This is a genomic window from Sphingobium sp. 3R8 (assembly GCF_020166615.1).
GTDB lineage: Bacteria > Pseudomonadota > Alphaproteobacteria > Sphingomonadales > Sphingomonadaceae > Sphingobium > Sphingobium bisphenolicum.
In genome coordinates this window covers 27,994-53,334 of the sequence record NZ_JAIQXR010000003.1, presented here as the reverse complement: position 1 = coordinate 53,334, position 25,341 = coordinate 27,994, and the positions used below count along the sequence as shown (strand labels likewise).

The 25,341-nt window shown below is 64.7% G+C and carries 19 protein-coding genes; 12 read left to right on the top strand and 7 right to left on the bottom strand.

Annotated elements, in window-relative coordinates:
- Position 1: 1 nt before the first annotated feature.
- Both K9B33_RS03740 and K9B33_RS03735 read right to left on the bottom strand, forming a co-directional pair.
- The gene (locus tag K9B33_RS03740; protein WP_224546799.1) at positions 2 to 313 is read right to left on the bottom strand and encodes a response regulator; all 312 of its coding nucleotides are present in this window, start codon (positions 311 to 313) and stop codon (positions 2 to 4) included.
- On the bottom strand, positions 241 to 810 hold the full coding sequence (locus K9B33_RS03735) for a GAF domain-containing protein (protein ID WP_224546798.1): 570 nt from the start codon (positions 808 to 810) through the stop codon (positions 241 to 243). The genes K9B33_RS03740 and K9B33_RS03735 overlap by 73 nt, the downstream gene beginning before the upstream one ends.
- Positions 811 to 1,022: 212 nt before the next feature.
- Here K9B33_RS03735 and K9B33_RS03730 point away from each other — a divergent pair, with 212 nt between their 5' ends.
- The 10 genes from K9B33_RS03730 to K9B33_RS03685 all read left to right on the top strand — a co-directional run bounded on the left by K9B33_RS03730 (position 1,023) and on the right by K9B33_RS03685 (position 15,118).
- Complete coding sequence (locus K9B33_RS03730; protein ID WP_224546797.1) at positions 1,023 to 4,466, top strand: response regulator; 3,444 nt, start codon at positions 1,023 to 1,025, stop codon at positions 4,464 to 4,466.
- Positions 4,451 to 5,302, top strand: coding sequence for a CheR family methyltransferase (locus K9B33_RS03725; RefSeq protein WP_411973985.1), 852 nt, complete (start codon positions 4,451 to 4,453; stop codon positions 5,300 to 5,302). The genes K9B33_RS03730 and K9B33_RS03725 overlap by 16 nt, the downstream gene beginning before the upstream one ends.
- Entirely contained in the window at positions 5,299 to 5,874 is a 576-nt protein-coding gene (locus K9B33_RS03720) for a chemotaxis protein CheB (protein ID WP_224546796.1), read from the top strand. Before K9B33_RS03725 ends, K9B33_RS03720 begins: the two co-directional genes overlap by 4 nt.
- Positions 5,871 to 7,022: a hybrid sensor histidine kinase/response regulator gene (locus K9B33_RS03715; protein WP_224546795.1), complete on the top strand. Its 1,152-nt coding sequence runs from the start codon at positions 5,871 to 5,873 to the stop codon at positions 7,020 to 7,022. The genes K9B33_RS03720 and K9B33_RS03715 overlap by 4 nt, the downstream gene beginning before the upstream one ends.
- A 201-nt stretch (positions 7,023 to 7,223) precedes the next feature.
- Positions 7,224 to 9,395 (top strand): TonB-dependent receptor, encoded by a 2,172-nt coding sequence (locus K9B33_RS03710; protein ID WP_411973984.1) that lies wholly within the window; start codon positions 7,224 to 7,226, stop codon positions 9,393 to 9,395.
- Complete coding sequence (locus K9B33_RS03705) at positions 9,395 to 10,456, top strand: PepSY-associated TM helix domain-containing protein (RefSeq protein ID WP_224546793.1); 1,062 nt, start codon at positions 9,395 to 9,397, stop codon at positions 10,454 to 10,456. Before K9B33_RS03710 ends, K9B33_RS03705 begins: the two co-directional genes overlap by 1 nt.
- Position 10,457: 1 nt before the next feature.
- Entirely contained in the window at positions 10,458 to 11,378 is a 921-nt protein-coding gene (locus K9B33_RS03700) for a LysR substrate-binding domain-containing protein (RefSeq protein ID WP_224546791.1), read from the top strand.
- 156 nt (positions 11,379 to 11,534) lie between these two features.
- Positions 11,535 to 12,899 carry an MFS transporter gene (locus K9B33_RS03695; protein WP_224546789.1) on the top strand — a complete coding sequence of 455 codons (1,365 nt, stop codon included), beginning with the start codon at positions 11,535 to 11,537 and terminating at the stop codon, positions 12,897 to 12,899.
- A gap of 24 nt (positions 12,900 to 12,923) precedes the next feature.
- Positions 12,924 to 13,817, top strand: coding sequence for a shikimate dehydrogenase (locus K9B33_RS03690; RefSeq protein WP_224546787.1), 894 nt, complete (start codon positions 12,924 to 12,926; stop codon positions 13,815 to 13,817).
- Complete coding sequence (locus K9B33_RS03685; protein WP_224546784.1) at positions 13,814 to 15,118, top strand: carbohydrate porin; 1,305 nt, start codon at positions 13,814 to 13,816, stop codon at positions 15,116 to 15,118. The genes K9B33_RS03690 and K9B33_RS03685 overlap by 4 nt, the downstream gene beginning before the upstream one ends.
- Positions 15,119 to 15,300: 182 nt before the next feature.
- Here the strand turns inward: K9B33_RS03685 and K9B33_RS03680 are convergent, their stop codons facing one another.
- Together K9B33_RS03680 and K9B33_RS03675 are read right to left on the bottom strand one after the other, a co-directional pair.
- Positions 15,301 to 17,199, bottom strand: a complete 1,899-nt coding sequence (locus tag K9B33_RS03680; protein ID WP_224546782.1) for a bifunctional sugar phosphate isomerase/epimerase/4-hydroxyphenylpyruvate dioxygenase family protein — start codon at positions 17,197 to 17,199, stop codon at positions 15,301 to 15,303.
- A 94-nt stretch (positions 17,200 to 17,293) separates the two neighbouring features.
- Complete coding sequence (locus K9B33_RS03675) at positions 17,294 to 18,946, bottom strand: M28 family peptidase (RefSeq protein ID WP_224546781.1); 1,653 nt, start codon at positions 18,944 to 18,946, stop codon at positions 17,294 to 17,296.
- 140 nt (positions 18,947 to 19,086) lie between these two features.
- Here K9B33_RS03675 and K9B33_RS03670 point away from each other — a divergent pair, with 140 nt between their 5' ends.
- Positions 19,087 to 19,962 carry an alpha/beta fold hydrolase gene (locus K9B33_RS03670; protein WP_224546779.1) on the top strand — a complete coding sequence of 292 codons (876 nt, stop codon included), beginning with the start codon at positions 19,087 to 19,089 and terminating at the stop codon, positions 19,960 to 19,962.
- An 80-nt stretch (positions 19,963 to 20,042) separates the two neighbouring features.
- Here the strand turns inward: K9B33_RS03670 and K9B33_RS03665 are convergent, their stop codons facing one another.
- Positions 20,043 to 21,542: a CoA-acylating methylmalonate-semialdehyde dehydrogenase gene (locus K9B33_RS03665; protein WP_224546777.1), complete on the bottom strand. Its 1,500-nt coding sequence runs from the start codon at positions 21,540 to 21,542 to the stop codon at positions 20,043 to 20,045.
- Positions 21,543 to 21,642: 100 nt separating this feature from the next.
- Between K9B33_RS03665 and K9B33_RS03660 the strand changes: the two genes are divergently transcribed.
- Positions 21,643 to 22,527, top strand: a complete 885-nt coding sequence (locus K9B33_RS03660) for a LysR family transcriptional regulator (RefSeq protein ID WP_224546774.1) — start codon at positions 21,643 to 21,645, stop codon at positions 22,525 to 22,527.
- Between the two features lie 27 nt (positions 22,528 to 22,554).
- On the opposite strand, the gene K9B33_RS03655 is transcribed toward K9B33_RS03660, so the two are convergent.
- Entirely contained in the window at positions 22,555 to 23,337 is a 783-nt protein-coding gene (locus tag K9B33_RS03655) for a 3'(2'),5'-bisphosphate nucleotidase CysQ (RefSeq protein WP_224546773.1), read from the bottom strand.
- Positions 23,334 to 25,247, bottom strand: a complete 1,914-nt coding sequence (gene cysN, locus K9B33_RS03650) for a sulfate adenylyltransferase subunit CysN (RefSeq protein WP_224546772.1) — start codon at positions 25,245 to 25,247, stop codon at positions 23,334 to 23,336. The genes K9B33_RS03655 and cysN overlap by 4 nt, the downstream gene beginning before the upstream one ends.
- Between the last annotated feature and the right edge of the window lie 94 nt (positions 25,248 to 25,341).

Below are 25,341 nucleotides of genomic sequence, written 5' to 3'. Positions count from 1 at the left end.
GTCAGTCCGCACGAGTCTCCGTCGCTATGCTGAGCGGTGCGAACAGCGGATGGTGCCGGATGCTCGCCAGTGCGGCGGCCAGATCCGCTTGCCGGAACGGCTTGCCCAGCCGGGGCAGGCCTGCGGCCAGCCCGACCGCGTCGGAATAACCCGATACGATCAGCACCGACAAGGTGGGGTTGATAAGCGCGATTTCCTGCGCCAGTTCGACGCCGGTCATGTGCGGCATGATATGGTCGGTCACGACAAGGTCGATGTGATCGGCCTGTCGCAGATGCTCGACCGCTTCGCCCCCGGAGCGCGCCTCCAGCACGTCGAAGCCGAGGTCGCGAGCATGTCCGCAGTGCTGGCCCGCACCACATCTTCATCGTCGACCAGCAGGACGGTGCCGCTGAAGCCGCCCTGCCGGGCGGGTGCGCCAAGGGTGGCGACGGGACTCTGTTCGCTCACCAGACTGCGGACGAAGGTCGGGCGATAGGCGTCCTGCGGCACCCGATCGTCCCTCTCTATGTCGGCGATGGCGACGGTCCGGGCATGGCGCATCGCCCAACCCGACACGCAGCTATCGGCCGGGAAGCGCTTGCCGCTCCACAAGGGGCCGATCGCATCCTCTGCGACATAATGGCACAGGTCGCCATCCTTGAGGATGATGGCGATTCCTTCCGCACCGATCGCGGACCGCGCCGTCCGGCGCAAGACATCGACGACTTCCGCCATCGACCGGGCGGCAGCCAGCTGCTCGCTCGCTTCGATCAGGAAGGACTGGGCACCCGACGCATCCGGGTCCGCCGACGATGAGCCATGGGTCATATCCGCTCCGACAATCACATGCGCCTTCTAACAATATCCTCGGCGAAAGGCGACCCAGGACCGACATGGCATGGATCTCCAGGGGGCATTGCGCGGCCGTCGCCAGCCGATGTTGATGCAGATCAGCTTTGCGGGGCGCGCAGGCGCAATCCCGGCTTATCCGGCAAAACAATTGCTTGGCGGATGGCTGAGACCCCTTTACGCGAACGTCCATGGCAATCGGAAAAACAGCTTTTGCGGGCAGCCCGCTGTCGCGCGCGTCGATCTGGGCAGCATTGGGGTTGGCGGTCGGCCTGGCCTTTTTCCTCGTCAGCGGCACGATCGCCTATCGCAATATCCAGAGCCTGCGCGAAAGCGACGAAGCGATCCGCCACACCCACAGCGTGCTGATCGCGCTCGACGATCTGCTCTCGACGGCGCAGGATGCCGAAACCGGGCAGCGTGGCTATCTGCTGACCGGCACCCAGGCCTATCTGGAACCCTATGACAGCGCGGTGCAGAATCTCGCCGAACGCATGAAGGCGGTCATTCTGCTGACCCGCGACAATCCGACGCAGCAGGCCAATGCTGCCGTGTTGAAACGGCATGTCGACGCCAAGGTGGCGGAATTGCGCGAAACGGTCTATCTGCGCCGGACCAAGGGGGTTGGCGCCGCGCTGGCCGTGGTGGCCACGGACCGTGGCAAGATCGAAATGGACGCGATCCGGGCGCAGTTGAACGGCATGGCGCAGGAAGAGTTGCGGCTGCGCCAAGTTCGCATGGACGACATGGCGGCGGCGTCGCGCACGGCAATCACCACCGGGATTATCACCAGCCTGATCGGCGCGGGCCTGACCCTCGTCATCTTCATTCTCATGCGGATAAGCAACCGCGCCCGCGCCCGTCAGCAATGGTTGCAGGCCGGCCAGCTGGGCCTGTCGACGGCGATGGGGGGAGAAAAGTCGGTCGAGGAACTGGGCGAAGCGATCCTTGTCTTCCTGGCCCGCTATCTCGGCTTTCAGGGCGGCGCCTTGTTCAAGGGCGAAGGGGGCCGCTTCCAGCGCGCCGCTACGCTCGGCATACCGGCAGACGCGGACCTGCCCGCCAGTTTCCTGATCAAGGAAGGACTGCTTGGTCAGGTCGCCGCGGAAGGCGCGCCGCTCGTCCTGCAGGATATTCCAGACGGCTATCTGACGATCGGATCGGCGATGGGCAGGGACCGGCCCCGGCATCTGGTCATCATCCCGGCCAAGGCGGACGAGGTCGTCAACGCGGTGCTGGAACTGGGATTTTTCCAGCCGGTCAGCCCCGCCGTCCTTGACCTTCTCGACCATGCATCGCCGGCGATCGGCATCGCCCTGCGATCGGCCCGCTTTCGCGCGCGGCTACAGGATGCGCTGGAGGAAACCCAGCGCCAGTCGGGCGAGTTGCAGGCGCAGAGCGAGGAACTGCGCGTTTCCAACGAGGAGCTGGAGGAGCAGGGCCGCGCGCTCAAGGAATCGCAGGTTCGTCTGGAACAGCAGCAGGTCGAACTGGAACAGACCAACAGCCAGTTGGAAGAGCAGGCCCAGACGCTGGAAAACCAGCGCGACGAACTGGAGCGCGCGACCGGCACATTGCAGTCCAAGGCGCGGGAACTGGAACAGGCGAGCCAGTATAAATCGGACTTCCTGGCCAATATGTCGCATGAACTGCGCACGCCGCTCAATTCGCTGCTGATCCTGTCCAAGCTGCTGGGCGACAATTCCGAAGGCAATCTGTCGCACGATCAGGTCAAGTTCGCGCGGACGATCGAATCGTCGGGCAATGATCTCCTCACCCTCATCAACGACATTCTCGACCTGTCGAAGATCGAGGCCGGGCACATCCAGGTCCAGCCCGAAACCGTGCCGCTGCAACGGCTGGTCGGCGACCTCCGCCAGTTGTTCCAGCCTGTCGCCGAAACGCGCAATCTGGCGTTCGAAATAGAGGTCGCTCCCGACTGCCCCCGCGCGATCGAAACCGACCGGATGCGGATCGAACAGATCCTCAAGAACCTTCTGTCCAACGCCTTCAAATTCACAGAACAAGGCAGCGTGCGCCTGACCCTGTCGCCGGCGGAGGGGGACCGGATCGCGCTCGCCGTCACCGACACCGGCATCGGCATGTCGACCGAACAGCAGGGGCATATCTTCGAAGCCTTCCATCAGGCGGACAGTACGATCAGCCGGCGCTATGGCGGCACTGGCCTCGGCCTGTCCATCTCGCGCCAGCTCGCCCGCCTGCTCGGCGGCCACATCAGCCTGGAGAGCAAGCCGGGAGAGGGCAGCCGCTTCACCCTGATCGTGCCGCTGGCCTATGATCCGGCGGCGGTCGGGTCCCGCCCCGTCGCGGCGCCAGCCCGCGTCGAACCTGCGCCGGTCGCGCCGGCAACGCCCGCGCCCCCCAGACACGTCCCGGTCCAGCCCCAATGGATAGTGGAGGACGACCGCGCCTCGATCGCCGAAGGGCGCCGCCTGCTGCTGATCATTGAGGATGACGAGGTGTTCGCCTCGGTCGTGTGCGACCTGTCGCGCGACATGGGTTTCCAGTGCATCATCGCCGGCACCGCGGAAGAGGCGATCAGGCTGGCGCGCGACTATATGCCCAGCGCCGTTGTGCTCGACCTCGGCCTGCCCGACCAGTCGGGGCTGACCGTTCTCGATCGGCTCAAGCATGATGAGGCGACGCGCCATATTCCGATCCATGTCGTCTCGGCGTCCGACCACAGCCAGGCTGCGCTGTCGCTCGGCGCGGTCGGCTATCTGGTGAAGCCGGTGAAGCGCGAACAGCTCGCCGAAGTGCTGGAAAGCCTGCACGCCAAGCTGGCGACGCGGGTACGGCGCGTCCTCATCGTTGAGGATGACCCGGTCCAGCGCGATGCGGTGGCGCGGCTGCTGCTGACCGACGATGTCGAAACGGTCGGCGTCGGCACCGCCGCCGAATGTCTCGAACAACTGCGCCAGCAGACGTTCGATTGCATGGTGCTGGACCTGAGCTTGCCCGACACATCGGGCTTCGCCTTGCTGGAGACGCTGAGCGAGGAGGGGGATCATGGCTTCCCCCCGGTCATCGTCTATACCGGCCACGACCTGTCGCCCGACGACGAGCAGCGCCTGCGCCGCTATTCCAGCTCGATCATCATCAAGGGCGCCAAGTCGCCCGAACGGCTGCTGGACGAAGTGTCGCTGTTCCTGCACCAGGTCGTGTCGGAACTGCCCCCCGAACAGCGCAAGATGATCCAGAAGGCCCGCAATCGCGATGCCGCGCTGGAAGGGCGCCGCATCCTGATCGTCGAGGATGACGTCCGCAACGTCTACTCGCTGACCAGCGTGCTGGAGCCGCGCGGCGCGGCGGTCCAGATCGCGCGCAACGGGCAGGAGGCGATCGATGCGCTGGCGGAGTCGCTGGACGATCCAGCAAAGAGCATCGACCTTGTCCTCATGGACGTGATGATGCCGGTGATGGACGGACTCACCGCCACGCGCGCGCTGCGCGGCGATCCGCGCTGGGCGGGGTTGCCGATCCTGATGTTGACGGCCAAGGCGATGCCGGACGACCAGCAGCGCTGCCTGGAAGCGGGCGCCAACGATTATATGGCAAAGCCGATCGACGTCGACAAACTGCTCTCGCTGGTGCGTGTATGGATGCCGCGCTAGTGCAAGGCCCCATGCAGGCGGGCGTCGAGGATATCGAAATCCAGTTGCTGCTGGAGGCGCTGTATCAACGCTATCATTATGACTTTCGTCATTATGCGCGCGCGTCGATCAAGCGCCGCCTGGTGCAGGCGCGCGGGCAATTGGGCTTTGCCAGTTTCTCCGCCATGCAGGACCATCTGCTCCACGATCCCGCGACGCTGCCGCGCCTGCTCAACTATCTGACCGTGCAGGTCAGCGAGATGTTCCGCGATCCCGGCTATTTCCGCGCCCTGCGGGAAAAGGTGATCCCGCATTTGCGCACCTATCCATCGCTCAAGGTCTGGGTCGCGGGCTGCAGCAACGGTGAAGAACTCTATTCGCTGTCGATCCTGTTCCGGGAGGAAGGGCTGGACCAGCGGACGCTCTTCTACGCGACCGACATCAACCCCGACGCGCTCAAGGCCGCGGAAGCCGGCGTCTATCCGCTAGAACAGATCCGCAAGTTCACCGAAAACCATCAGCAGTCGGGCGCACGGTCTTCGCTGTCCGACTATTATACGGCGGATTATGGCCGCGCCGTGTTCGACAAGAGCCTGCGATCGCAGGTCGTCTTTTCCGACCACAGCTTGGTGACCGATGCGGTGTTCGCCGAAATGCATCTCATTTCGTGCCGTAACGTCCTTATCTATTTCGACCGCGACCTGCAGGATCGGGCGCTCGGCCTGTTCCGCGACTCCCTCGCGCGCAAGGGATTTCTGGGCCTGGGGTCGAAGGAGAGCCTGCGCTTTTCCGATCACGCGCCGTCCTTCGCCGATTTCGTGCGCGAGGAGAAAATCTACCAGAGGCGGGAGCCATGACGGCACAGCAGATCCAGGCGATCGCGATCGGCGCGTCGGCCGGCGCGGTGCAGGCGTTGCTGCGGATATTACCGGCGCTGCCTGCCGACTACCCGCTGCCGGTGCTGATCGTCGTCCATGTGCCGCCCGACCGCGACAATGCGCTGGTGGACCTGTTCCGATCCAAATGCCCGCTTCAGGTCAGGGAAGCGGAAGATAAGGAACCGATCGCGGCGGGAACGATCTATTTCGCGCCATCCGATTATCATCTGCTGGTGGAGGCCGACCGATCGCTCGCCTTGTCGTGGGACGAGCAGGTGAACCACAGCCGCCCGGCGATCGACGTGCTGCTGCAAAGCGCGGCCGACGCTTATGGTCCCGCGCTTGTGGGGATCGTCCTGACCGGCGCCAATCATGACGGCGCGGCGGGCCTGGCGGCGGTGGCCGATGTCGGCGGCGTCGCGATCGCGCAGGAACCGGCCGATGCACAGGTGCCGACCATGCCGGCGGCCGCGCTCGCAGTCTGTCCATCCGCGCAAGCCATGACCCTGGACGACATCATTTCCTATCTTCTGACACTGGCGGCGACATGACCAGCGACACGCATCCCCTATATTGCCTGCTGGTCGACGACCTTGAGGAAAATCTGCTGGCGCTCGAAGCGCTGCTCCAGCGCGATGGGCTGATCTGTCTGAAGGCCCGTTCGGGCGAGGAAGCGCTGGAACTGCTGCTGGTCCACGATGTCGCGCTCGCCTTGCTCGACGTCCAGATGCCCGGCATGGACGGGTTCGAACTGGCCGAATATATGCGCGGCAACGAACGCGCGCGCCATGTCCCGATCATCTTCGTGACCGCCGGCAGCGCCGACCGGCAGCGCCGCTTCCGCGGCTATGAGGCGGGCGCGGTGGACTTCATCCAGAAGCCGATCGAAGCGGACATATTGCGGTCCAAGGCCGCCATCTTCTTCGATCTGCACGACCAGCGTCGCCAGATCATCGCGCAGCGCGACGAACTGGCGACGCTGGCCGGCGCGCTTCAGGCGGCGGACCGGCGCAAGAACGAATTTCTCGCAATCCTGGGACATGAATTGCGCAACCCGATCGCGGCGCTGGCGGCCGGATTGCATTTGCTGGAGAAGCGCGAAGGAACGGAGGCCGCGCGCGACATTCGCGGCCGGATGGACCGGCATGTCCATCATCTGTCCCGCCTGATCGAGGATATCCTCGATATCGCCCGCATCGACCAGGGCAAGATTTCGCTGAAGATCCAGCGCATCGTGCTGCAGGATGTCCTCGCCTTCGCCGTGGAAACCTGCCAGCCGACGATCGAGGCGGCGCAGCACCGGCTCGTCATCGATATCGCCGATGATCCGATTAAACTGGACGCCGATTATGCGCGCGTCGTCCAGATCGTCAGCAATCTGCTCAGCAATGCGGCGAAATATACGCAGCCGGGCGGCGAAGTGCGCCTGACCGTTCGGACGGTCGATGGCTGGGCGGAGATAGAGGTGGCGGACACCGGCATCGGCATTGCGCCGGACATGCAGGCCCGGATCTTCGACCTGTTCGCGCAGGTCAAGCGGTCGACCGGCGATGCGCAGGACGGCCTTGGCATCGGATTGGCCCTTGTTCGCCAACTGGTAGCGCTGCACGGCGGCGCGCTCTCGCTCAAGCATAGCGCGCCCGGCGAAGGCAGCATCTTCCAGGTCCGCCTGCCGACGGTCGAGGCGCTGGTGGCCTGAGACAAACGCGCCGCCATTGAGTGTATATGTTGGCAAGATGGGGCGACCTGAGGTCATCAGGCTCTAGGCTGCTGACATCCCTGAGTCCCCGCGTGCCCCCCTCAACGATCGACTGTATAGCGCAGGCGGCTTGCGATGCTAATGACTTGCAACAGCCTCGCCACTGGTCTAGCGGAGCGGCGCGTAACTCTGGGGGACATTATGAATATCCGCGCCGCAATCCTGTTCAACGGCACCGCGCTTTCACGCGCAGCCTGGTCCCTCGCCGGTCTCGCCGCGATGGCGTCCACCGCCGCGCGTGCCGAGGATAGCGATCCGATCGTGGTGACGGCCGCACGCTCGGTGTTGCCGGCCAACGCCCTGCCGCTGACGATCGACGTGATCGACCAGGAAAGCCTCAATCAGCAGGTCGCCATTGGCGGTTCCATCGTGGACGCAGTGTCGGCGCTGACGCCCTCCTTCTCTCCTACCCGGCAGAAATTGTCGGGCGCCGGCGAAACGCTGCGCGGCCGGTCGCCGCTCTATGCGATCAACGGCATTCCGCAGACCGCGCCGCTGCGCGACGGCGCGCGTGACGGTTTCACCATCGACCCCTTCTTCGTCGATCGGGTCGAGCTGATTTATGGCTCCAACGCCTTGCAGGGGATTGGCGGCACCGGTGGCATCGTCAACCAAGTGACGGTCGCGCCGCCGAAGAGCGATGGCCTGTCGGGACGTATGCTGATGCAGGGCAATGCCGACACCGGATTCCACGGCGACGGCGTCGGCGGCAAGGTCGCTGGTCTGCTGGCCTGGCGCGGCGGGCGCTGGGACGCGATGGTCGGGGCGGCTTATGAAAAGCGGGGCGTCTTCTATGATGGCCATGGCAACCGTATCGGCACCGACCTGACCCAGGGCGAAACCCAGGACAGCCGCAGCTGGTCGCTGTTCGGCCGCTTCGGCTATGCGTTGAGCGACACGGCGCGCCTCGACCTGACCATGAGCCGGTTCCAGTTGAAGGGGGAGGGCGATTATATCGCGTCCAACGGCGATTATCGCATCGATCGGCCGACCAGCTCCGTGCGCGGGACGCCACCGGGCGTGCCGGCCACCAGCCGCACCGAAAGCGCGGCGCTGACCCTGACCGACACGGACCTGGCCGGCGGCAATCTGATCGCCCAGATTTTCTTCAACCGCTCGCGCGACACCTATGGCGGTGAAATTGCGCCGATTGCGACCTTCCAGGATGCGGCGCTCGCGCCGATCGGCGCGCTGTTCGACCAGTCGCAGAATCGCAGCCGCAAATATGGCGGCAAGCTCAGCTATGAACGCAGCATTCCGGGGTTCGAGGCGCTGACCGCGATCGTCGGCGTCGATGCGCTCTACGACCTCACCGAACAAAGGCTGATCGCCACCGGTCGCAGTTGGGTGCCGCCGACAGACTATCGCAGCATCGCGCCCTTCGCGCAGGCAAACCTGGCCCTGTTCGACAAGAAGCTGCGCATCGCCGCCGGCATCCGTCATGAAGATGTGAAGATCGGCATCGACGATTATACCACGCTCGCCAGCTATGGCGGCTTTGCGGTATCGGGCGGCACGCCGCGCTTCAGCGATACGCTGGTCAATGGCGGCGTCATCCTGGAGCCTTGGAGCGGCATCCGCGTTTATGCCAGCTATGCAGAAGGCTATACCGTGCCGGACGTCGGCCGCATTGCCCGCGCCGTCGGGCAGGCCGGGGTCGATATCGACGATTATGTGAATATCGAACCGATCGTATCCAACAATCGCGAAGTCGGCGTGGAAGTGAAGCGCGGCCCGCTTGACGCCAGCGCCGCCTATTTCTGGTCGACCAGCAAGAATGGATCGCTACTGGTCCAGACCGCGATCGGCTCACCGTTCGAAATCCAGCGCCAGCGCGTGGAAATTCAGGGCCTCGAACTCAATCTCAGCGTCAAGACGCCTCTGCCCGGCCTGACCCTGTCGACCGGCTATGCCCATCTGATCGGCCGCACCGACGGAAATGCGACGGACGGCGTGGACAAGGTCGATCGCGATCTGGACGGCGCCAACATCTCGCCCGATCGCCTCAACGTTGCCGCCAGCTATGTGCACGGCCCGCTGTCGGCGCGCATCCAGACGCAATTCTTCCTGGCCCGCCAGTTCGAACGCGCGCCGGGCAATTACAACCCGCTCTACCGGTTCGATGGCTATGACGTGACCGACCTGTCGCTGCGCTATCAGACCGGCTTCGGCGCGCTGACGCTGGCGGCGCAGAATATCTTCGACACCTTCTATATCGACTATTACAGCCAGACCGTCCGTCCCAACGACAATGCCCATTATTTCGCCGGACGCGGGCGCAATGTCACCCTGTCCTGGGACTATCGCTTCTAATGAGACTGCTCGACAGCCTGCATCGCTGGACCGGTGGCATCGTCGGCCTGCTGCTGGCGGTGCTGGGCCTGACCGGCCTGTTTCTGGTGCATCGCGACAGTTTGACCTTTGCGCCCCATGCCGGCGACGTCCGGGTGACCGACATGGGGTCGCTGGCGGCAACGACGCAGCATCTGATGACGACCGGTCCCATGCCGCAATCGATCACCTACGCCTCCGACGATTTCGGCCTGTTGCGCCTGGCCTATAAAGGCGGGAAGGGCGCCTATGCCGATCAGGCGGGTGCGCTGGTGATGCAATGGGACAGCCAGTGGCAGCGGCCCGAATTGTGGCTGTTCGACCTGCACCATCATCTCTTCATGGGTGAGGTCGGCGACACCGTGATCGGGCTGGCGGCGCTGTGCGGCCTGTTCTTCGTCGTCACCGGCGTGCTGCTGTGGTGGCGGACGCGCAAGACCTTTGCCTTTCGTCTGTGGCCGGCGCGGATGAGCCGTTCCTCCATCGTGCGTCACCATCGCGATTTGGGCATCGTCGTCGCGCCGCTCTTGCTGCTATCTTTGATGACAGGCGCGATCCTGATATTCCGTCCGATGGCGGCGATCCTGTTCGGTCCGGGCGCACCCGCGCAGATCGACCGGTCGCTCGCCGCGCCGCCGCCGCGCGTGGCGGAACTGGGCAAGCATCTGGACTGGGCGGCGATGATCCGCACCGCCCATGTCCGTTTCCCCGATGCCCAGTTGCGCAGCCTGTCGCTGCCGCGCAAGAAGAGCGGCCTCATCACCATCCGCATGAAGCGGCCGCCGGAATGGCTGCCCAATGGCCGCACCACCCTCTGGTTCGCTGCCGACACGGGCGCCCTCGTCGATGCGCGCGACGCGGCACAACTGCCTGGTACGGTAAGGGGCTACAATATGCTCTATCCGCTCCATGCCGCCAAGGTCGGCGGTCTCGCCTATCGACTGGTGATGAGCCTTTCGGGCCTCGCCATGGCATTGCTCGGCACGCTTGCGGTCTGGTCCTTCTGGTTCAAGCGTCCGCGCAAGCCCGCGCCAAGGCGCTGAAATGATGCTACAGGGCGACATGCTCACCCTGCGCCAGATCGAAATATTCCGCGCCATCATGATCGCCAAGACGATCAGCGCCGCAGCGCAAATGCTCGGCACGTCGCAGCCGGGCCTCAGCCGGATGCTCGGCCATATGGAGGACAAGCTGCATTTCCGGCTGTTCGACCGGACGCGCGGCCGACTGGTGCCGACCCATGAAGCGCGCGTGCTGTTCCAGGAAGTCGAACATGTCTACAAGGGGTTCGAGGATCTCAACCATGTCATCAAACGGCTGGCCAAGGGAGAGGACCGGACTTTCCGGGTCGGCGCGTCCCCTTCGCTCGGTCATTCGGTGGTGCCCAGGATGCTGGCCCGGCTGACCGCCAACTATCCCGGCCTCACCATCCAGTTCGACATCCTGTCGGTTGAACAGGCGTCCGATTATCTGGCGCTGCAGCGGGGCGATTATGCGCTGAGCGTCTTCCCCATCGACCATCCCAATATCCTGTCCAGCCGGATCGGGGCCGGGCGGATGGTCTGCGCGGTGCCCGCAAGCCATCGACTGGCCGACCGGACGCAGATCAGCGTGGCCGACATCGCCGACGAACAGCTGCAATCCTTTCGCCCGGACACGCCGCACGGCCGCATCATCGCCGACATGTTCGCGCGGGCGGGGCAGGCGCTGGAGGTAGAGACCTATATCCGCTTCGCCGAAACCGCAGTCGCCTTCGTCGCCAACGGCATGGGCGTGGCGCTGGTGGACAGCTTCACCGCGATGCAGGCCCATGCCGAAACCGTGCGCTTCCTGGAGTTCGACGATCCGGGGACGCTGCCGGTCTATATCAACCGCAATCTGGAATCGCCGCGCGCGATCATCGGCGAAACGTTCGAAGAGATCGCCCGCACCATATTGCTGGGCGTTCCTCGGCCAAAGCCATAACATAAGGGCATGGCAAAGCGCGTTTGAAACGCTGGAAAGAAAGGAACGATCGCAACATGGTAGCCAGACCCGCAGAATAGAACCAGATACGGCACCGGGTTGGTTAGAGCTATGGGGCATGGTCCGCCCCGCGAGAGGATGAAAGGCGTTTTTTCGATGGCCAGCTATTCCGCCAGCGGCACCGTTTCCGTCCGGCCCTATGTGACCGTGGATACGCCGTCCACGCACGCGTCGGCCCCAGCGTCCGACAGCGTCTGGACCGCCCGCCAGATCCTCGTCGTCGCGACCTGCTTCATCCTCAACATGCTCGACGGCATGGATGTGCTGATCCTCTCCTATATCGCACCTGCGCTGTCGTCCGACTGGCAGGTCAGCCCCGAAAGCCTGGGCGTCGTGTTCAGCGCGGGCCTTGCCGGCATGGCGGCGGGCGGGCTGCTCATAGCGCCGTTGGCCGACCGCTTCGGCCGGCGCAAGCTGATCCTCGCCTCGCTCATCATGATGGCCGCCGCGATGTTCGCATCGGGCATCGCCACCTCCATCCCCGAACTGATTGCCAGCCGCTTCGTCGTCGGCATCGGCATCGGTACGGTGCTGGCCAGCATGGCCGCGCTCACCGCCGAATATGCCCCCGAAAAGCATCGCACCTTCGCGGTCGGTTTCTTGCAGGCCGGCTATCCCGTCGGCGCGACGTTGACCGGCTTCGTCGTCGCCAGCCACGTCACCACCCATGGCTGGCAGGCGATGCTGCTGGGCGCGGCGGCTCTCTGCGCCATCGCCATCCCGCTGGTCTGGCTGCTGCTGCCCGAATCCATCGCCTTCCTGCTCAGCCGCCAGCCCAAGGGCGCGCTGGCGAAAGCGAACAAGCTGCTCGCCTCGATCGGCCAGCCGCAACTGGACGCGCTGCCCGCGCAGCAGACCAGCGAAACCCGCCATGCCGGCGTGCGCGGCCTGCTCAGCGAAGGCCGCGCGCCCAGCACCATCCTGCTCTGGCTGGCCATCACCTTCAGCTTCATGACGCTCTATTTCGTCATCAGCTGGATTCCCAAGCTGGCGGTCGAGGCCGGCCTTCCGGCCAAGGACGCCATCTATGCCGGCGCCATCTACAATATCGGCGCCTTCATCGGCACCTCCTCGATCGGCCTCGTCGCCATGCGCTTCGACCTGCGCCGCCTGATCCTGCTTTATATGACGCTCGCCGCCGCCGCGCTCACGGTCTTCGGGTCGGTCGCCATGCCGCTCGCCGCGACACTGGGCACCGCCTTCCTGGTCGGCGTCTTCGTGCAGGGCGGCTTCAACGGCTGCTATCCGCTCGCCGCCAGCCTCTATCCGCCCGAAGCGCGCGGCACTGGCATCGGCTGGGCCATGGGCGTCGGCCGGATTGGCGCGGTGATCGGCCCGATGCTCGGTGGCTTCCTGCTCGCGGCGAAGGTGTCGCTGCCGGTGATCTTCGGCATTTTCGCGGTGCCGGTGGTGCTGGCGGGCCTATGCGCCGCGCTCATCCGCCTGCCCAAGGCCGCCTGAACCTCTCGACCAAGGACAAATCCCATGTTCCAGACCCCCGTATCGGATACGGGCCGACCGGTCGCGTCCATCCTCTGCGGCCTGATCGGCAGCGGCATCGCCGGATCGCGCAGCCCGCAAATGCATGAAGACGAAGCCCGCGCGCTCGGCCTGCCGATGGTCTATCGCATCCTCGACGGCGAAGTGATGGGCTATGACGCGGCGGGCCTGCCGCGCCTTATCCCCCTGCTGGGGGCCATGGGCTTCGACGGCATCAACGTCACCCATCCCTTCAAGCAGGATGTGACACCACTGCTCGACAGCCTGTCGCCTGCGGCCAAGGCGCTGGGCGCGGTCAACACCATCCTGTTCGAACATGGCCGCACCTATGGCGACAATACGGACTGGTCCGGCTACCGCGCCCACTTCCTCGCCGGCCTTGGCCAGCACAAGCGCGCCCATGTCGCGATGATCGGCGCAGGCGGCGCGGCGGCGGCGGTCGGCTATGCCCATCTCGACCTGGGCGCCACCCGCCTGACCCTGTTCGATCCGGCACAAGACCGCGCGCAGGCGCTGGCTCATCGTCTCGCCGCGCTCTTCCCCGCGGCGCAAGTGAGGGCCGCCCCCACGGCGCAGGCTGCCATCAGCGGCGCCGACGGCGTGGTCCAGACATCGCCGATCGGCATGCTCAGCCATCCCGGCCTGCCCTTCGATCCGGATTTGCTGACCGCCGATCAATGGGTGTCGGACATCATCTATTTCCCGCTCCAGACCGCATTGCTCGCCGCCGCGCAGGCGAAAGGCTGCGCGACGCTGACCGGCGGCGGCATGGCGGTGATGCAGGCGGCCCACGCCTTCGCCCTGTTCACGGGAACCGAACCGGATTCCGCGCGGATGCTCCGCGATTTCGACCGCGCCAGCGCAGGAGCCGCCGCATGATCGCCGACACGCCCCCTGCCATCGTCGTGCCTGCGCCGGTCGTGCTGGCAAAAGCCGCGCAGTTGCAGGGACCATCCGCCGGCCCCCAGACACCGCCGCCAGCCGCCCCGGCCGACAAGCCCGGCTGGCGCTCACGGCTGAAGGACAAGGGCGTCGATCTCACCTTCTCCTATGTCTCCGAAAGCGCAGCAAGCATCACCGGCGGGCGGGACGGCGGCGCGGCTTACACGCAGCAATTGCTCGCCTCCGCCTCGATCGACACGGGCAAGGCGTTCGGCCTCAATGGCGGCAAGCTGATCGCCACGATCATCCACCGCAAGGGGGAGGATCTGACCGCGACCCGCCTCGGCAATCTGTTCGAAGTGCAGGAATTATTCGGCGGCGGTCAGGATCTGCGTCCGGCCGAACTCAGCTACGAACAGAAGTTGAACGGCGGCAAGACCGCGCTGAAATTCGGCCTTTATCATACGGGTGACGATTTCGCGACCTTGCCCAGCGGTTGCCAGTTCCAGAATTTCGCCTTCTGCCCGCGCCCGACCACGCTCTTCTACAATAGCGGCTTTTCGGGCTTCCCGATCCCGCGTTGGGGCCTGCGCGTCCGACAGGAGATCGCGCCCAACCTCAGCGTCACTGTCGCAGGTTTCGAGGTCAACGCTTTCCGCGCCCAGACCGGGGCAGGGTGGAAACTGGCGCCGCGCTTCGACAGCTTCGTCTTTCCGGTCGAGCTGGGGCTGAAGACAGGGCAGAAGCCGGGCGGCCTGCCGGGCCTGTTTCGCGTAGGCGGGCTGGTCGACACCACCGACCGCGCCGATGTACGCGACGATATCAACGGCGATTCCTATGTCCTGTCCGGCCTGTCGCCCGCCATGCGGCAGGAACGGTGGAGCGCCTGGGTCATGGGCGAACAGATGATCGTCCGCTTCGGGCCGGGCGATCGCGGCCTCAGCCTGTTCGGCACGCTCACTTTGTCGGATCGCCACACCGCGCGGGTGCCGACCTTCATCAGCGGCGGCTTCGTCGCACGCGGCCTGTGGGACGGCCGGCCCAAGGATAATTTTGGCCTCGGCCTCGTCTATGCCCGCGTCAATCCGCGCGTCACCGATCGCCAGCGCGATCAGCTCTCGCTGGGGCAGGATGTCGCGGTCCAGACGCATGAGATGAGCGGCGAAATCTTCTATGGCTGGCAGGCGACCCGCCAATTGCTGCTGCGCCCCAACCTCCAATATATCCACCGCGTCGGCGCGACCGATCGTTATCCCGATGCCGTGGTGGCGGGGGCGACGATCAAGCTCATCCTGTAAGGGCAGGGCGCTGTCCTACAGCGCCCGTAACCCGTAATATGCTATTTGCCGTTCGTCCTGAGCCTGTCGAAGGACCGTCCTTCGACAGGCTCAGGACGAACGGACATTGTTCGATAATTTCCAACATGTATTCTGAAATGTCGCATTCAGCGGGAAATATGCGAAGTTAAGCGCCCATATTCCTACAATGTCGCCGCCGGGATCGCGTCCGGCCGGAACCGGTTCTGCGCCGCCAGCCGTACCCCGGCATTGGGCGCGCCATAGCCCGCATAGCTCTTCGCCCGCTGGACGAATTCGAAGAAGAACAGCTTGTCGAAGGCGCGGCTATACATCTGCCAGAAGCTCGCCCCATCGCCATCCTCGTCATAGAGGACGCCGTCCGCCGCCATCCGCGCTGCCATCGCCGCGTCGAGGTCGAAGCGTGCGGCAAGGTCGGCATGATAATTGGCCGGTATCGCCAGCATCGCCGCGCCATGGTCCCGCAAGCCCCTGGCCGTCGCGAAGATGTCGTCGGTGGTCAGCGCGACATGCTGATACCCGCCGCCAAAGCCATGGTCGAGGAAGCGGGAGGACAGGGTTTCCCGCGCATCGGACGCATTGATCGTCACCCGGAACGCGCCGTCCGCCGACTGCAACGCCTGACTATGGACCAGTCCCGATGGGTCGATCACATCCTGCGGTCCGCGCGCCTCCAGCCCGAACAGCGAACGCCAGTATAGCTGCCAGGACAGGAATTCGTCATTATGGACGACGGCGGCCAGATGGTCGATGCCGCGCACATCGGCGCCGATGGCATCTGCATCCATCTCCACCGCGTCGAACTCGCGCGCCCACAGCCCCTCCACCTCATGATCGTCGATCAGATAGATGAGGCTGCCGCCAACCCCGCGCAGCGCCGGCATCGCCATCCGGCCCGGTCGCCCTTCGGGGCTATAGGCCTTGATCCCCAGCGCGGCGGCGCGGGCCAGCACGGCCGCCTTGTCCTTCACCCGCACGCCGATGGCGCAGATCGCCGTGCCCTGGGTCGCGCGATAGGCGCTGGCAAAGCCCTTCGGCTCGGCATTGACGATCAGGTTGACGCCGCCCTGCCGCCACCGCGTCACCTTCTTGTGGCGATGCTCGCCCACCAGCGTGAAGCCCAGCGACGCGAAGCTGCTGCCCAGCCGCGCGGCATCGCTGCCATCGGCGGTGAACTCCACAAACTCGCAGCCCAGCACGGGCTGCGGTGCGGGCATGGCGGTCGGCTGGGCGATCAGCCGTTGCGCGGCATCGCGGATATAGTCGAGCGACCGATGCCCATCCTCCGCCACCAGCCGCGCGGCGTTGGACCGGAAGCGATCGTTGAAGATCTCCAGGCTCAGCGGCCCGTCATAACCGGTGCGCAATATCTCCGCCACGAAGCCCGCGACATCCAGCCCGCCCTGTCCCGGCAAGTTGCGGAAATGACGGCTCCAGTAAAGCAGGTCCATGTCGAGCAGCGGCGCGTCGGCCAGTTGCACGAAAGCGATCTTGTTACCCGGTATCGCCTGAATGCTCTCGCTCGGAATCTGGCGCGACAGCGAATGATAGCTGTCGAGGATGATACCGATATTCGGATGGTCCACCGCCTCCACGATCGCCCAGGCGTCGCGATGGTCGTTGACATGCCGGCCCCAGGCCAGCGCCTCATAGCCGACGATGATGCCGCGTTTCTGCGCGATCCCGCCCAGTTCGCGGAAATCATCGACGATCCGGTCACGTTCGCCCAATGCGGCGGGATGGCAACTGGAACAGAAGAGGATGCGGTCGGTCCCCAGCTCTTCCATCAGGTCGAACTTGGCCTGCGCCCGGTCGAAGGCGCGACGGCGAAGGTCGCCCGGCAACCCCTCGAAATCGCGGAAGGGCTGATAGAGCATGCAGGCGAGGCCGAGGTCGTCCAGCATCGCCCGCACCTCTTTCGGCGACAGGGATGACCCGACCAGATCATTTTCGAAAATCTCGACCCCGGCAAAACCCGCAGCAGCCGCCGCCTTCAGTTTCTCCTCCAGCGTCCCGCGCAGCGATACGGTGGCGATGGCGTTCAGGGATCGGGCAATGGTCATGGCGGCTCCTCGGCAGAGCCGCCATGATCCTCTCCCCGGTCAGCATCGGCAATCGGGCCGAACTGACCGGGGCATAGCTTATGGTTATACTATCCTACTTCCGCTGCGCCGCCGTGGCATCGCGGGTTGCGCGGAATTCGCTGTCCGCCGACCAGTTGGGCCAGTCATGACTGTCCGCCACGCGCCGCCCGACATTATAGAGCAGGGTCAGGTCGCCGACCCAGCTGCTCGTATCCCAATTGGCGTCATATTCGTCCGCCGGCTGGTGATAGCGATCCTTGGTATAAGCGTCCTGCAACAGCTTGCCCCGCTCGGCCCCGCCATTCACCAGCTCGCGGCCCGGATTGAAGGAAATGGCAGGCACGCCGCGCTTGGCCATCGGGAAATGGTCGGAGCGGTAGAAACTGCCCGCTTCCGGTCGCGCGTCCGGCGTGTAATGGCGGCCCAGCTTTTCGCCTTCCTGCGTCAGCGTCGTCAGCAGGTCCAGCTTCGCCGCGCCGGAAATGCTGAAATTGGTCGTCTTCTCCATGCCGAACGGCCCGTCCATATTGACGACGCCCGCCGTAGTGGCCAACGGTCGCAGCGGATTGTCGGCATAATATTCGGACCCCAGCAGCCCCTTTTCCTCGGCCGTCACCGCCAGGAACAGCACGGTGCGCTCGGGCTTCGGCCCCTTGGCATAGGCGCGGGCCAGCTCCAGCAGCGCAGCCGTGCCCGACGCATTGTCCTTCGCGCCATTATAGATGGTGTCGCCCTTCGCATCGGGCGCGCCGATGCCCAGATGGTCCCAATGCGCCGAATAGATCACCGTCTCGTCGGGATATGTGCCGCCCTGCACCAGCCCCGCGACATTATGCGAGGTAATGATCTCCGACTTCACCGCATAGTCGGCGCTCATCGTGGCTTTCAAGGGGATGGGTTTGAAATCCTTCTTGCGCGCCGCAGCCTTGGCCGCCTCGAAATCCACGCCGGATGCCGCCAGCAGCTTGGCGGCCAGATCCTTCTGCATCCACCCTTCCATCTGGGTATGGGCGGCCTTGGGATCGGCGCGGACGATGTCGAACATGGTGTTGGTGTTGCTGTTCTTGACCGTGGCCCAGTCATAGGAGGCCGGCTCGCTTTCATGCACAACCAGCACGCCGGCCGCGCCCTGCCGCGCGGCTTCCTCATATTTATAGGTCCAGCGGCCATAATAGGTCATCAGCTTGCCGCCGAAATCGCCTTCACCGCCCTCGAAATCCGGGTCGTTGACCAGCACGACCATGATCTTGCCCTCCAGGTCCACGCCCTTGAAGTCGTCCCAGCCACGTTCCGGCGCCTTCACGCCATAGCCGACGAAGACCAGCGGCAGGTCGGCGAACTGGACCGATGACTGGCCAGTCTCGGCCGCGCGCACCGCGATTTCGCTACCTTGCGTCAGCGCCTCAGCGCTGCCGCCGATATTCATCGACAGGGCCGGCGTGCCAGTGATGTCCGACATGCGCAGCGGCACATCCTGGAACCAGCTGCCCTTGGGCCCGGCCGGCTTCAGCCCCGCCGCCTTCATTTGCGCGGAAATATAGTCGATCGTCTTCACCTCGGCGCGGGTCGCCGGACCGCGCCCTTCAAAGGCGTCGCTGGCCAGCGTCTTGATGTCCGCGCTGACACGGGCGACGTCGAAACTGGGTGGCGCAGCCAGCGCGATCGCCGATGTGGACAGCAGGCCGGCCAGCATCAACGGGCGGGCGAACGATAAAGAGAACAGCATAATCAACTCCTTGGCGCAGGGCTGCGCGATGAGTCGGATCATGCCGATCGGACGGCCAATGTCGACGGCCTTTGTAAACAGGCCGGGGCGCCGGCCTGGCGTGCTGGCATATCCGCGGGAAAGATTGTAGCGCAGGACGCATGACGGAACATGCCTCGACGATGGATATATCCCGCCGCGAATTTGCGACCCGCGATGGACTGACGCTGGTCGGCGATGTCGGCGGTCCGATCGACGCTCCCACGATCATGTTGCTGCACGGCGGCGGGCAGACCCGCCATAGCTGGTCGGGCGCGATGCGCCGGATGATCGGGGAGGGCTATCATGTCATCAATTTCGATGCGCGAGGGCATGGCGACAGCAGTTGGTCGGAAGAGGGGGATTATTCGCTCGCGGCGCGCGGCGCGGATTTGCAGGCGGCCATCGGCGATCGCCGCCCGGTCGCGCTCGTCGGCGCATCCATGGGCGGCATGACCAGTTTCTACGCGGTCGGTGTGGGTCAGGCGCCACAGGCGACCGCGCTTGTGCTGGTCGATATCGTGCTACGTCCGGCACCGGCCGGCGTGGCCAAAATCCAGAGATTCATGCAGGCCCATGCGGGCGGCTTCGCCAGCGTCGATGACGCGCTTGCGGCTGTCATCGCCTATAATCCGCAACGCAAGGCGCAGCGCGATGCATCCGGCATCATGAAAAATCTGCGCCTGCACGACGACGGGCGTCTCTACTGGCATTGGGATCCAAGGATGCTGGCGGCACGGCCCAGCGCCGAACCGCCCACCTGGACCGAGGAGTTGCTGGCGGTGAGCGGGCGGGTGTCGATCCCGACCTTGCTGGTGCGCGGCGGCAAGAGCGACATCGTCGATGACGAAGGCGTGGCCGAACTCGTCCGGCTGGTGCCACAGACCGAAATATATTGCGTCCCGGAGGCCGGCCATATGGTCGCAGGCGACAGCAATGACACCTTCAGCGACGGCGTGCTGGATTTTCTGCGCCGCATCCGCTTTGGAGCGCAATAGCCAGGATGGCCGCATGAACAAGGGGCCATGATCGTTGCTGCAACGACCATGGCCCCTTTTCCCGATAGTGCGCGCGAACCTTATTTCATCGTTGGAATGACGAAGCTCTGGTCCACCACTGCGCCGCCGGTCGGCCAGCGCTGCGTGATCTTCTTGGTGCGGGTGTAGAAGCGCACGCCGTCCTCGCCATATTGATCGAGATCGCCGAAGCCCGAGCGCTTCCAACCGCCGAAGCTGTGATAGGCGACCGGCACCGGGATCGGCACGTTGATGCCGACCATGCCGACTTCGACCTGCGCCGCAAACTTGCGGGCGTAATCGCCATTGCGGGTGAAGATGGCGACGCCATTGCCATATTGATGCTTGCTCGGATAGCTCAGCGCTTCCTCGAACGTCTCGGCGCGCAATATCTGGAGAACCGGACCGAAAATCTCGTCCTGATAGCTCTTCATCTGCGGCGTGACCCGGTCGATCAGCGTGGGGGCGAGGTAGAAGCCATCCTCATAGCCCTGAAGCTGGAAGCCGCGCCCGTCGACCACGATTTCCGCGCCTTCATCCGCTGCCATCTGGATATAGCTTTCCACCCTTGCCTTATGCTGGCCGGTGACGAGCGGGCCATATTGCGCATCCGGATCGCTCGGGATGCCGGGGCGCAGCGTCTCGATCGCGGCGATCAGCTTGGTGCGGAAGATTTCCGCCGTAGCTTCGCCCACCGGAGTCACGACCGGCAACGCCATGCAGCGTTCGCCCGCCGAACCATAGGCCGCGCCGACGATGTCGGCGACCGCCTGGTCCATGTCCGCATCGGGCAGGATGATGCCGTGATTCTTCGCGCCGCCCATGCACTGGGCGCGCTTGCCGTTCGCCGCGGCGCGCTGATAGACATAATTGGCGATGTCGGACGATCCGACGAAGCTGACCGCCTTGATATCGGGATGGTCGAGGATGGCGTCGACGATTTCCTTGTCGCCATGGACGACGTTGAGGATGCCTGCAGGCAGACCCGCTTCCAGCGCCAACTCCGCGAGACGCACCGGCACCGACGGGTCGCGCTCGGACGGCTTGAGAATGAAGGCGTTACCGCAGGCGATCGCCATCGCGCTCATCCACAGCGGGATCATTGCGGGGAAATTGAACGGCGTGATGCCCGCGACGATGCCCAGCGGCTGGCGCACCGAATAGACGTCGATGCCGGGGCCTGCGCCCTCGGTATAGTCGCCCTTCAGCAGATGCGGGATACCGCAGGCGAATTCCACCACTTCCAGACCGCGCTGGATGTCGCCCTTGGCATCGGCGATCACCTTGCCATGTTCGGACGACAGCATCCGCGCCATCTCGTCCAGATTGGCCTCGATCAGTTCCTTGAAGCGGAACATCACGCGGGCGCGGCGCTGCGGGTTGGTGGCGGCCCAATCCGGCTGCGCCGACAGGGCCGAATCCATAGCCTTCTGCAATTGCGACGGGGTGGCGAGTTCGACCTGCGCCTGCACCGCGCCGGTCGATGGATCGAGTACGTCCGACAGGCGCGCGCCGGGGAAGGACACGCTTTTCCCGTGAATGAAATGGCTGATGGAACGCATGGTTTTTGATCCTCTCCAGACGATGCAATGCCAGCGCTATAGACCCGCCGGCTTTGCAGATATACAGGGGCAATGACACAATGATTGTGCAGATTTGCCCATGCTGAATTCCGACGAACTACGCCTCTTCCTGGCGGTGATGCGCGAAGGCAATATGCTCGCCGCCGCGCGCCGTATCGGCGTGGATCATAGCACGGTCGCCCGGCGCATGACCAATATGGAGCGCACGCTGGGCGCACGGCTGTTCGATAGGTCGCCACGCGGCGTGATGCCCACGCCCGCCGCCTTCGCCCTGGTCGGTCATGCCGAACGGATCGAAAGCGAGTTGCTGGCGGCGATCAGCAGCGTGGAGGGGCGCGACCGCGATGTCGAAGGCACCGTGCGGCTGGCGACGCCCGAAGCCTGCGCGGCGCATCTGGTGGCCCCCCATGTCGCGAAGTTACGCGCGCGCCATCCCCGGCTGACGCTGGAACTGGCGTCGGAAAGCCGTGCCGCGAGCCTCTCGAAACGCGAAGCGGACATTGCGGTGATGCTGAATCCGCCGCCTCGGGGACGGCTGGTGACACGCAAGCTGGTGGACTATCGTCTCGCCCTTTATGGATCGCGCGACTATCTGGAGCGGGAAGGGGTGCCGGAAAGCCGCGCCGACCTCGCCCGGCACGGCTTTGTTTCCTATATCGACGATCTGGCCGGATTTCCCGAAATGATCGCACTCGATGAACTGCTGCCAGGCGCAGATATACGCTTTCGCGCCAGTTCGAGCGCAGCGCAACATGCCGCGGTCGCGGCCGGCATGGGACTGGGGATGCTCCATGTCTTCGCTTCCGCACAGGACGAGCGGCTGATCCGGATTATGCCGGAAGACATGGCGGCGCAACGCAGCTACTGGCTGGTGATGCACGCCGATCTGGAGGGATTGCCCCGCGTCCGGGCGGTGGTCGATTTCCTGGACGAGGTCATGCGAACCCTGCGCGATCAGTTCTGACCGCGCAGAATCCTGTGCCTTGCCTTGTCAGGCGTCAATCGCATCCTGTTTGAGGCGGGCGACATGGCCCAGCACGGCTTCGGCATGTTCCGTCCGGCAGATCAGCAGGTCAGGCAAATAGACGTCCTGCTGGTTGTAGACGAGGGGCGAGCCGTCGATGCGGGAGCAATGCAGGCCGTGGGCGAGTGCGACGGCGACTGGCGCCATGCTGTCCCATTCGAACTGGCCGCCGCTATGGAGGTAGATGTCGGCCTGCCCCAGAATGATCGCCATCGCCTTGGCGCCGGCCGATCCCATCGGCACCAGTTCGGCATCCAGCGCCGCCGCGACCGCGACCGCTTCGGCGGCGGGGCGGGTGCGACTGACCACCATGCGCAGCTTTTCGGGCGCGGGTGGCAACGGTAGCGGTTCGTCGGAGCGCAGCACCATGCCCCGACCCCGGCCTTCAGGGTCCAGCCCCGGCAGTGCGACCGCACCGATCACCGGCTGACCGTCGATCGCCAGGCCCACATGCACCGCCCAGTCGGCCCGCTCCTCGCCATATTCGCGGGTGCCGTCGACCGGATCGACGATCCACACCCGGCTCTTGGCCAGGCGGTCGTCATTATCCTTTTCCTCTTCGGACAGCAGCCCGTCGTCGGGCCTCTGCTCACGCAGGGCGTGGCAGAGAAACTGGTTGGCGGTCTGATCCCCCGCCTTGCCCAGCGCCTTCGGGCTGAACAGGCCCGACGCGCGCACGTCGAGCAGCAGCCGGCCCGCGATCTCGGCGAGATAGGAGGCGAGCGTGGCGTCCGATAGAGCGACGCTCATGGAATCAGCCTCGCGACGATCGCCTCGGCCGCTTCTTCCGCGGTCATCTCCGCCGTGTCGATCCTGATCTCAGGATCTTCGGGTGCTTCATAGGGGCTGTCGATGCCGGTGAAATTCTTGAGCTGGCCCGACCGCGCTTTCTTGTAGAGCCCCTTGACGTCGCGCGCTTCCGCATCAGCCAGTGACGTGTCGATGTGCACTTCCACGAACTCGCCCGGCTGCATCATGCTGCGCACCATGTCGCGCTCGGCGCGGAAGGGCGAGATGAAGGCGGTGATGACGATGAGGCCGGCGTCGGTCATCAGCTTCGCCACTTCGCCCACGCGGCGGATATTTTCCACCCGGTCGGCATCGGTAAAGCCCAGATCCTTGTTCAGGCCGTGACGGACATTGTCGCCATCGAGCAGGAAGGTGTGACGGTTCATCCGCGCCAGCTTCTTTTCGACAATGTTGGCGATGGTCGACTTGCCCGCGCCAGACAGGCCAGTGAACCACAGCACCGCCGGCTTCTGGTTTTTCAGATTGGCGTGGAAATCGCGGCTGACATCGGTCGCCTGCCAGTGGACATTCTGCGCCCGGCGCAGGCTGAAATGCAGCATACCCGCCGCCACCGTGGCATTGGTAAGCTTGTCGATCAGGATGAAGCCGCCCAGCGTGCGATTGGCCGCATAGGATTCGAACACGATCGGCTTGTCGGTCGACAGGTTGGCGACGCCGATGGCGTTCAGCTCCAGCGTCTTGGCGGCCAGATGCTCCATCGTGTTGACGTTGACCTGATATTTGGGCTGCTGCAGCGTGGCGGTCACCATCTGGGTGCCGATCTTGAGCCAATAGGAACGGCCCGGCAGCATTTCCTCGTCCGCCATCCAGACGATCGTCGCCTCGAACTGGTCGGCCGCCTGCGGCGGGTTGTCCGATGTCGCGATCACGTCGCCGCGCGAGCAGTCGACCTCATCGGCGAAGCAGAGCGTGACCGACTGACCGGCCACGGCTTCGTCAAGGTCGCCGTCGAGCGTCACGATACGCGTGATCGTGCTGGTCTTGCCGGAGGGCAGGACGCGGACCGCGTCGCCGGGCCGGACCGATCCGGTTGCGATCTGGCCGGAAAAGCCGCGGAAGTCGAGATTGGGGCGGTTGACCCATTGCACGGCCATGCGGAACGGCTTGTCGGCATCGGCCGCGCTGTTGACCTCCACCGTTTCCAGATGCTCGATCAGCGCAGGCCCCTGATACCAGGGCGTATTGTCCGACGGGCCGGTGATATTGTCGCCCTTGAACCCGGAGATTGGCATCGGCGTGAACGCAGTGATGCCGATCGAGCGGGCGAATTCGGCATAGTCGGCCACGATCTTGTCGAATACCGCCTGATCGTAGCCGACCAGATCCATCTTGTTCACCGCCAGCACGATGTTGCGAATGCCGATCAGGTGCGCGAGATAGCTGTGACGGCGGGTCTGGGTCAGGATGCCCTTACGCGCGTCGATCAGGATGACGGCAAGGTCGGCGGTCGATGCGCCCGTCACCATGTTGCGGGTATATTGTTCGTGGCCGGGCGTGTCGGCGACGATGAACTTGCGCTTTTCGGTCGCGAAGAAGCGATAGGCGACGTCGATGGTGATGCCCTGCTCACGCTCGGCGGCGAGGCCGTCTACGAGGAGGGCGAAGTCGATCTCCTGCCCTTGCGTACCCACACGCTTGCTGTCCGCTTCCAGCGCGGCCAGTTGATCCTCGAAGATCATTTTGCTGTCGTAGAGCAGGCGGCCGATCAGTGTCGACTTGCCGTCGTCCACCGATCCGCAGGTGATGAAGCGCAGCATCGTCTTATGCTCATGCACCTTGAGATACTGGTCGATATCCTGCGCGATGAGGGCGTCGGTCTTGTAGATGGGATCGGCGATGGTGTCGGTCATAATCTAAATTCCCCGTTCGGGCTGAGCTTGTCGAAGCTCTCCACTGAGCGAAGCGAAGTGCTCCCCCGTCGGTCGGCCGAGCCCTCGACGGGCT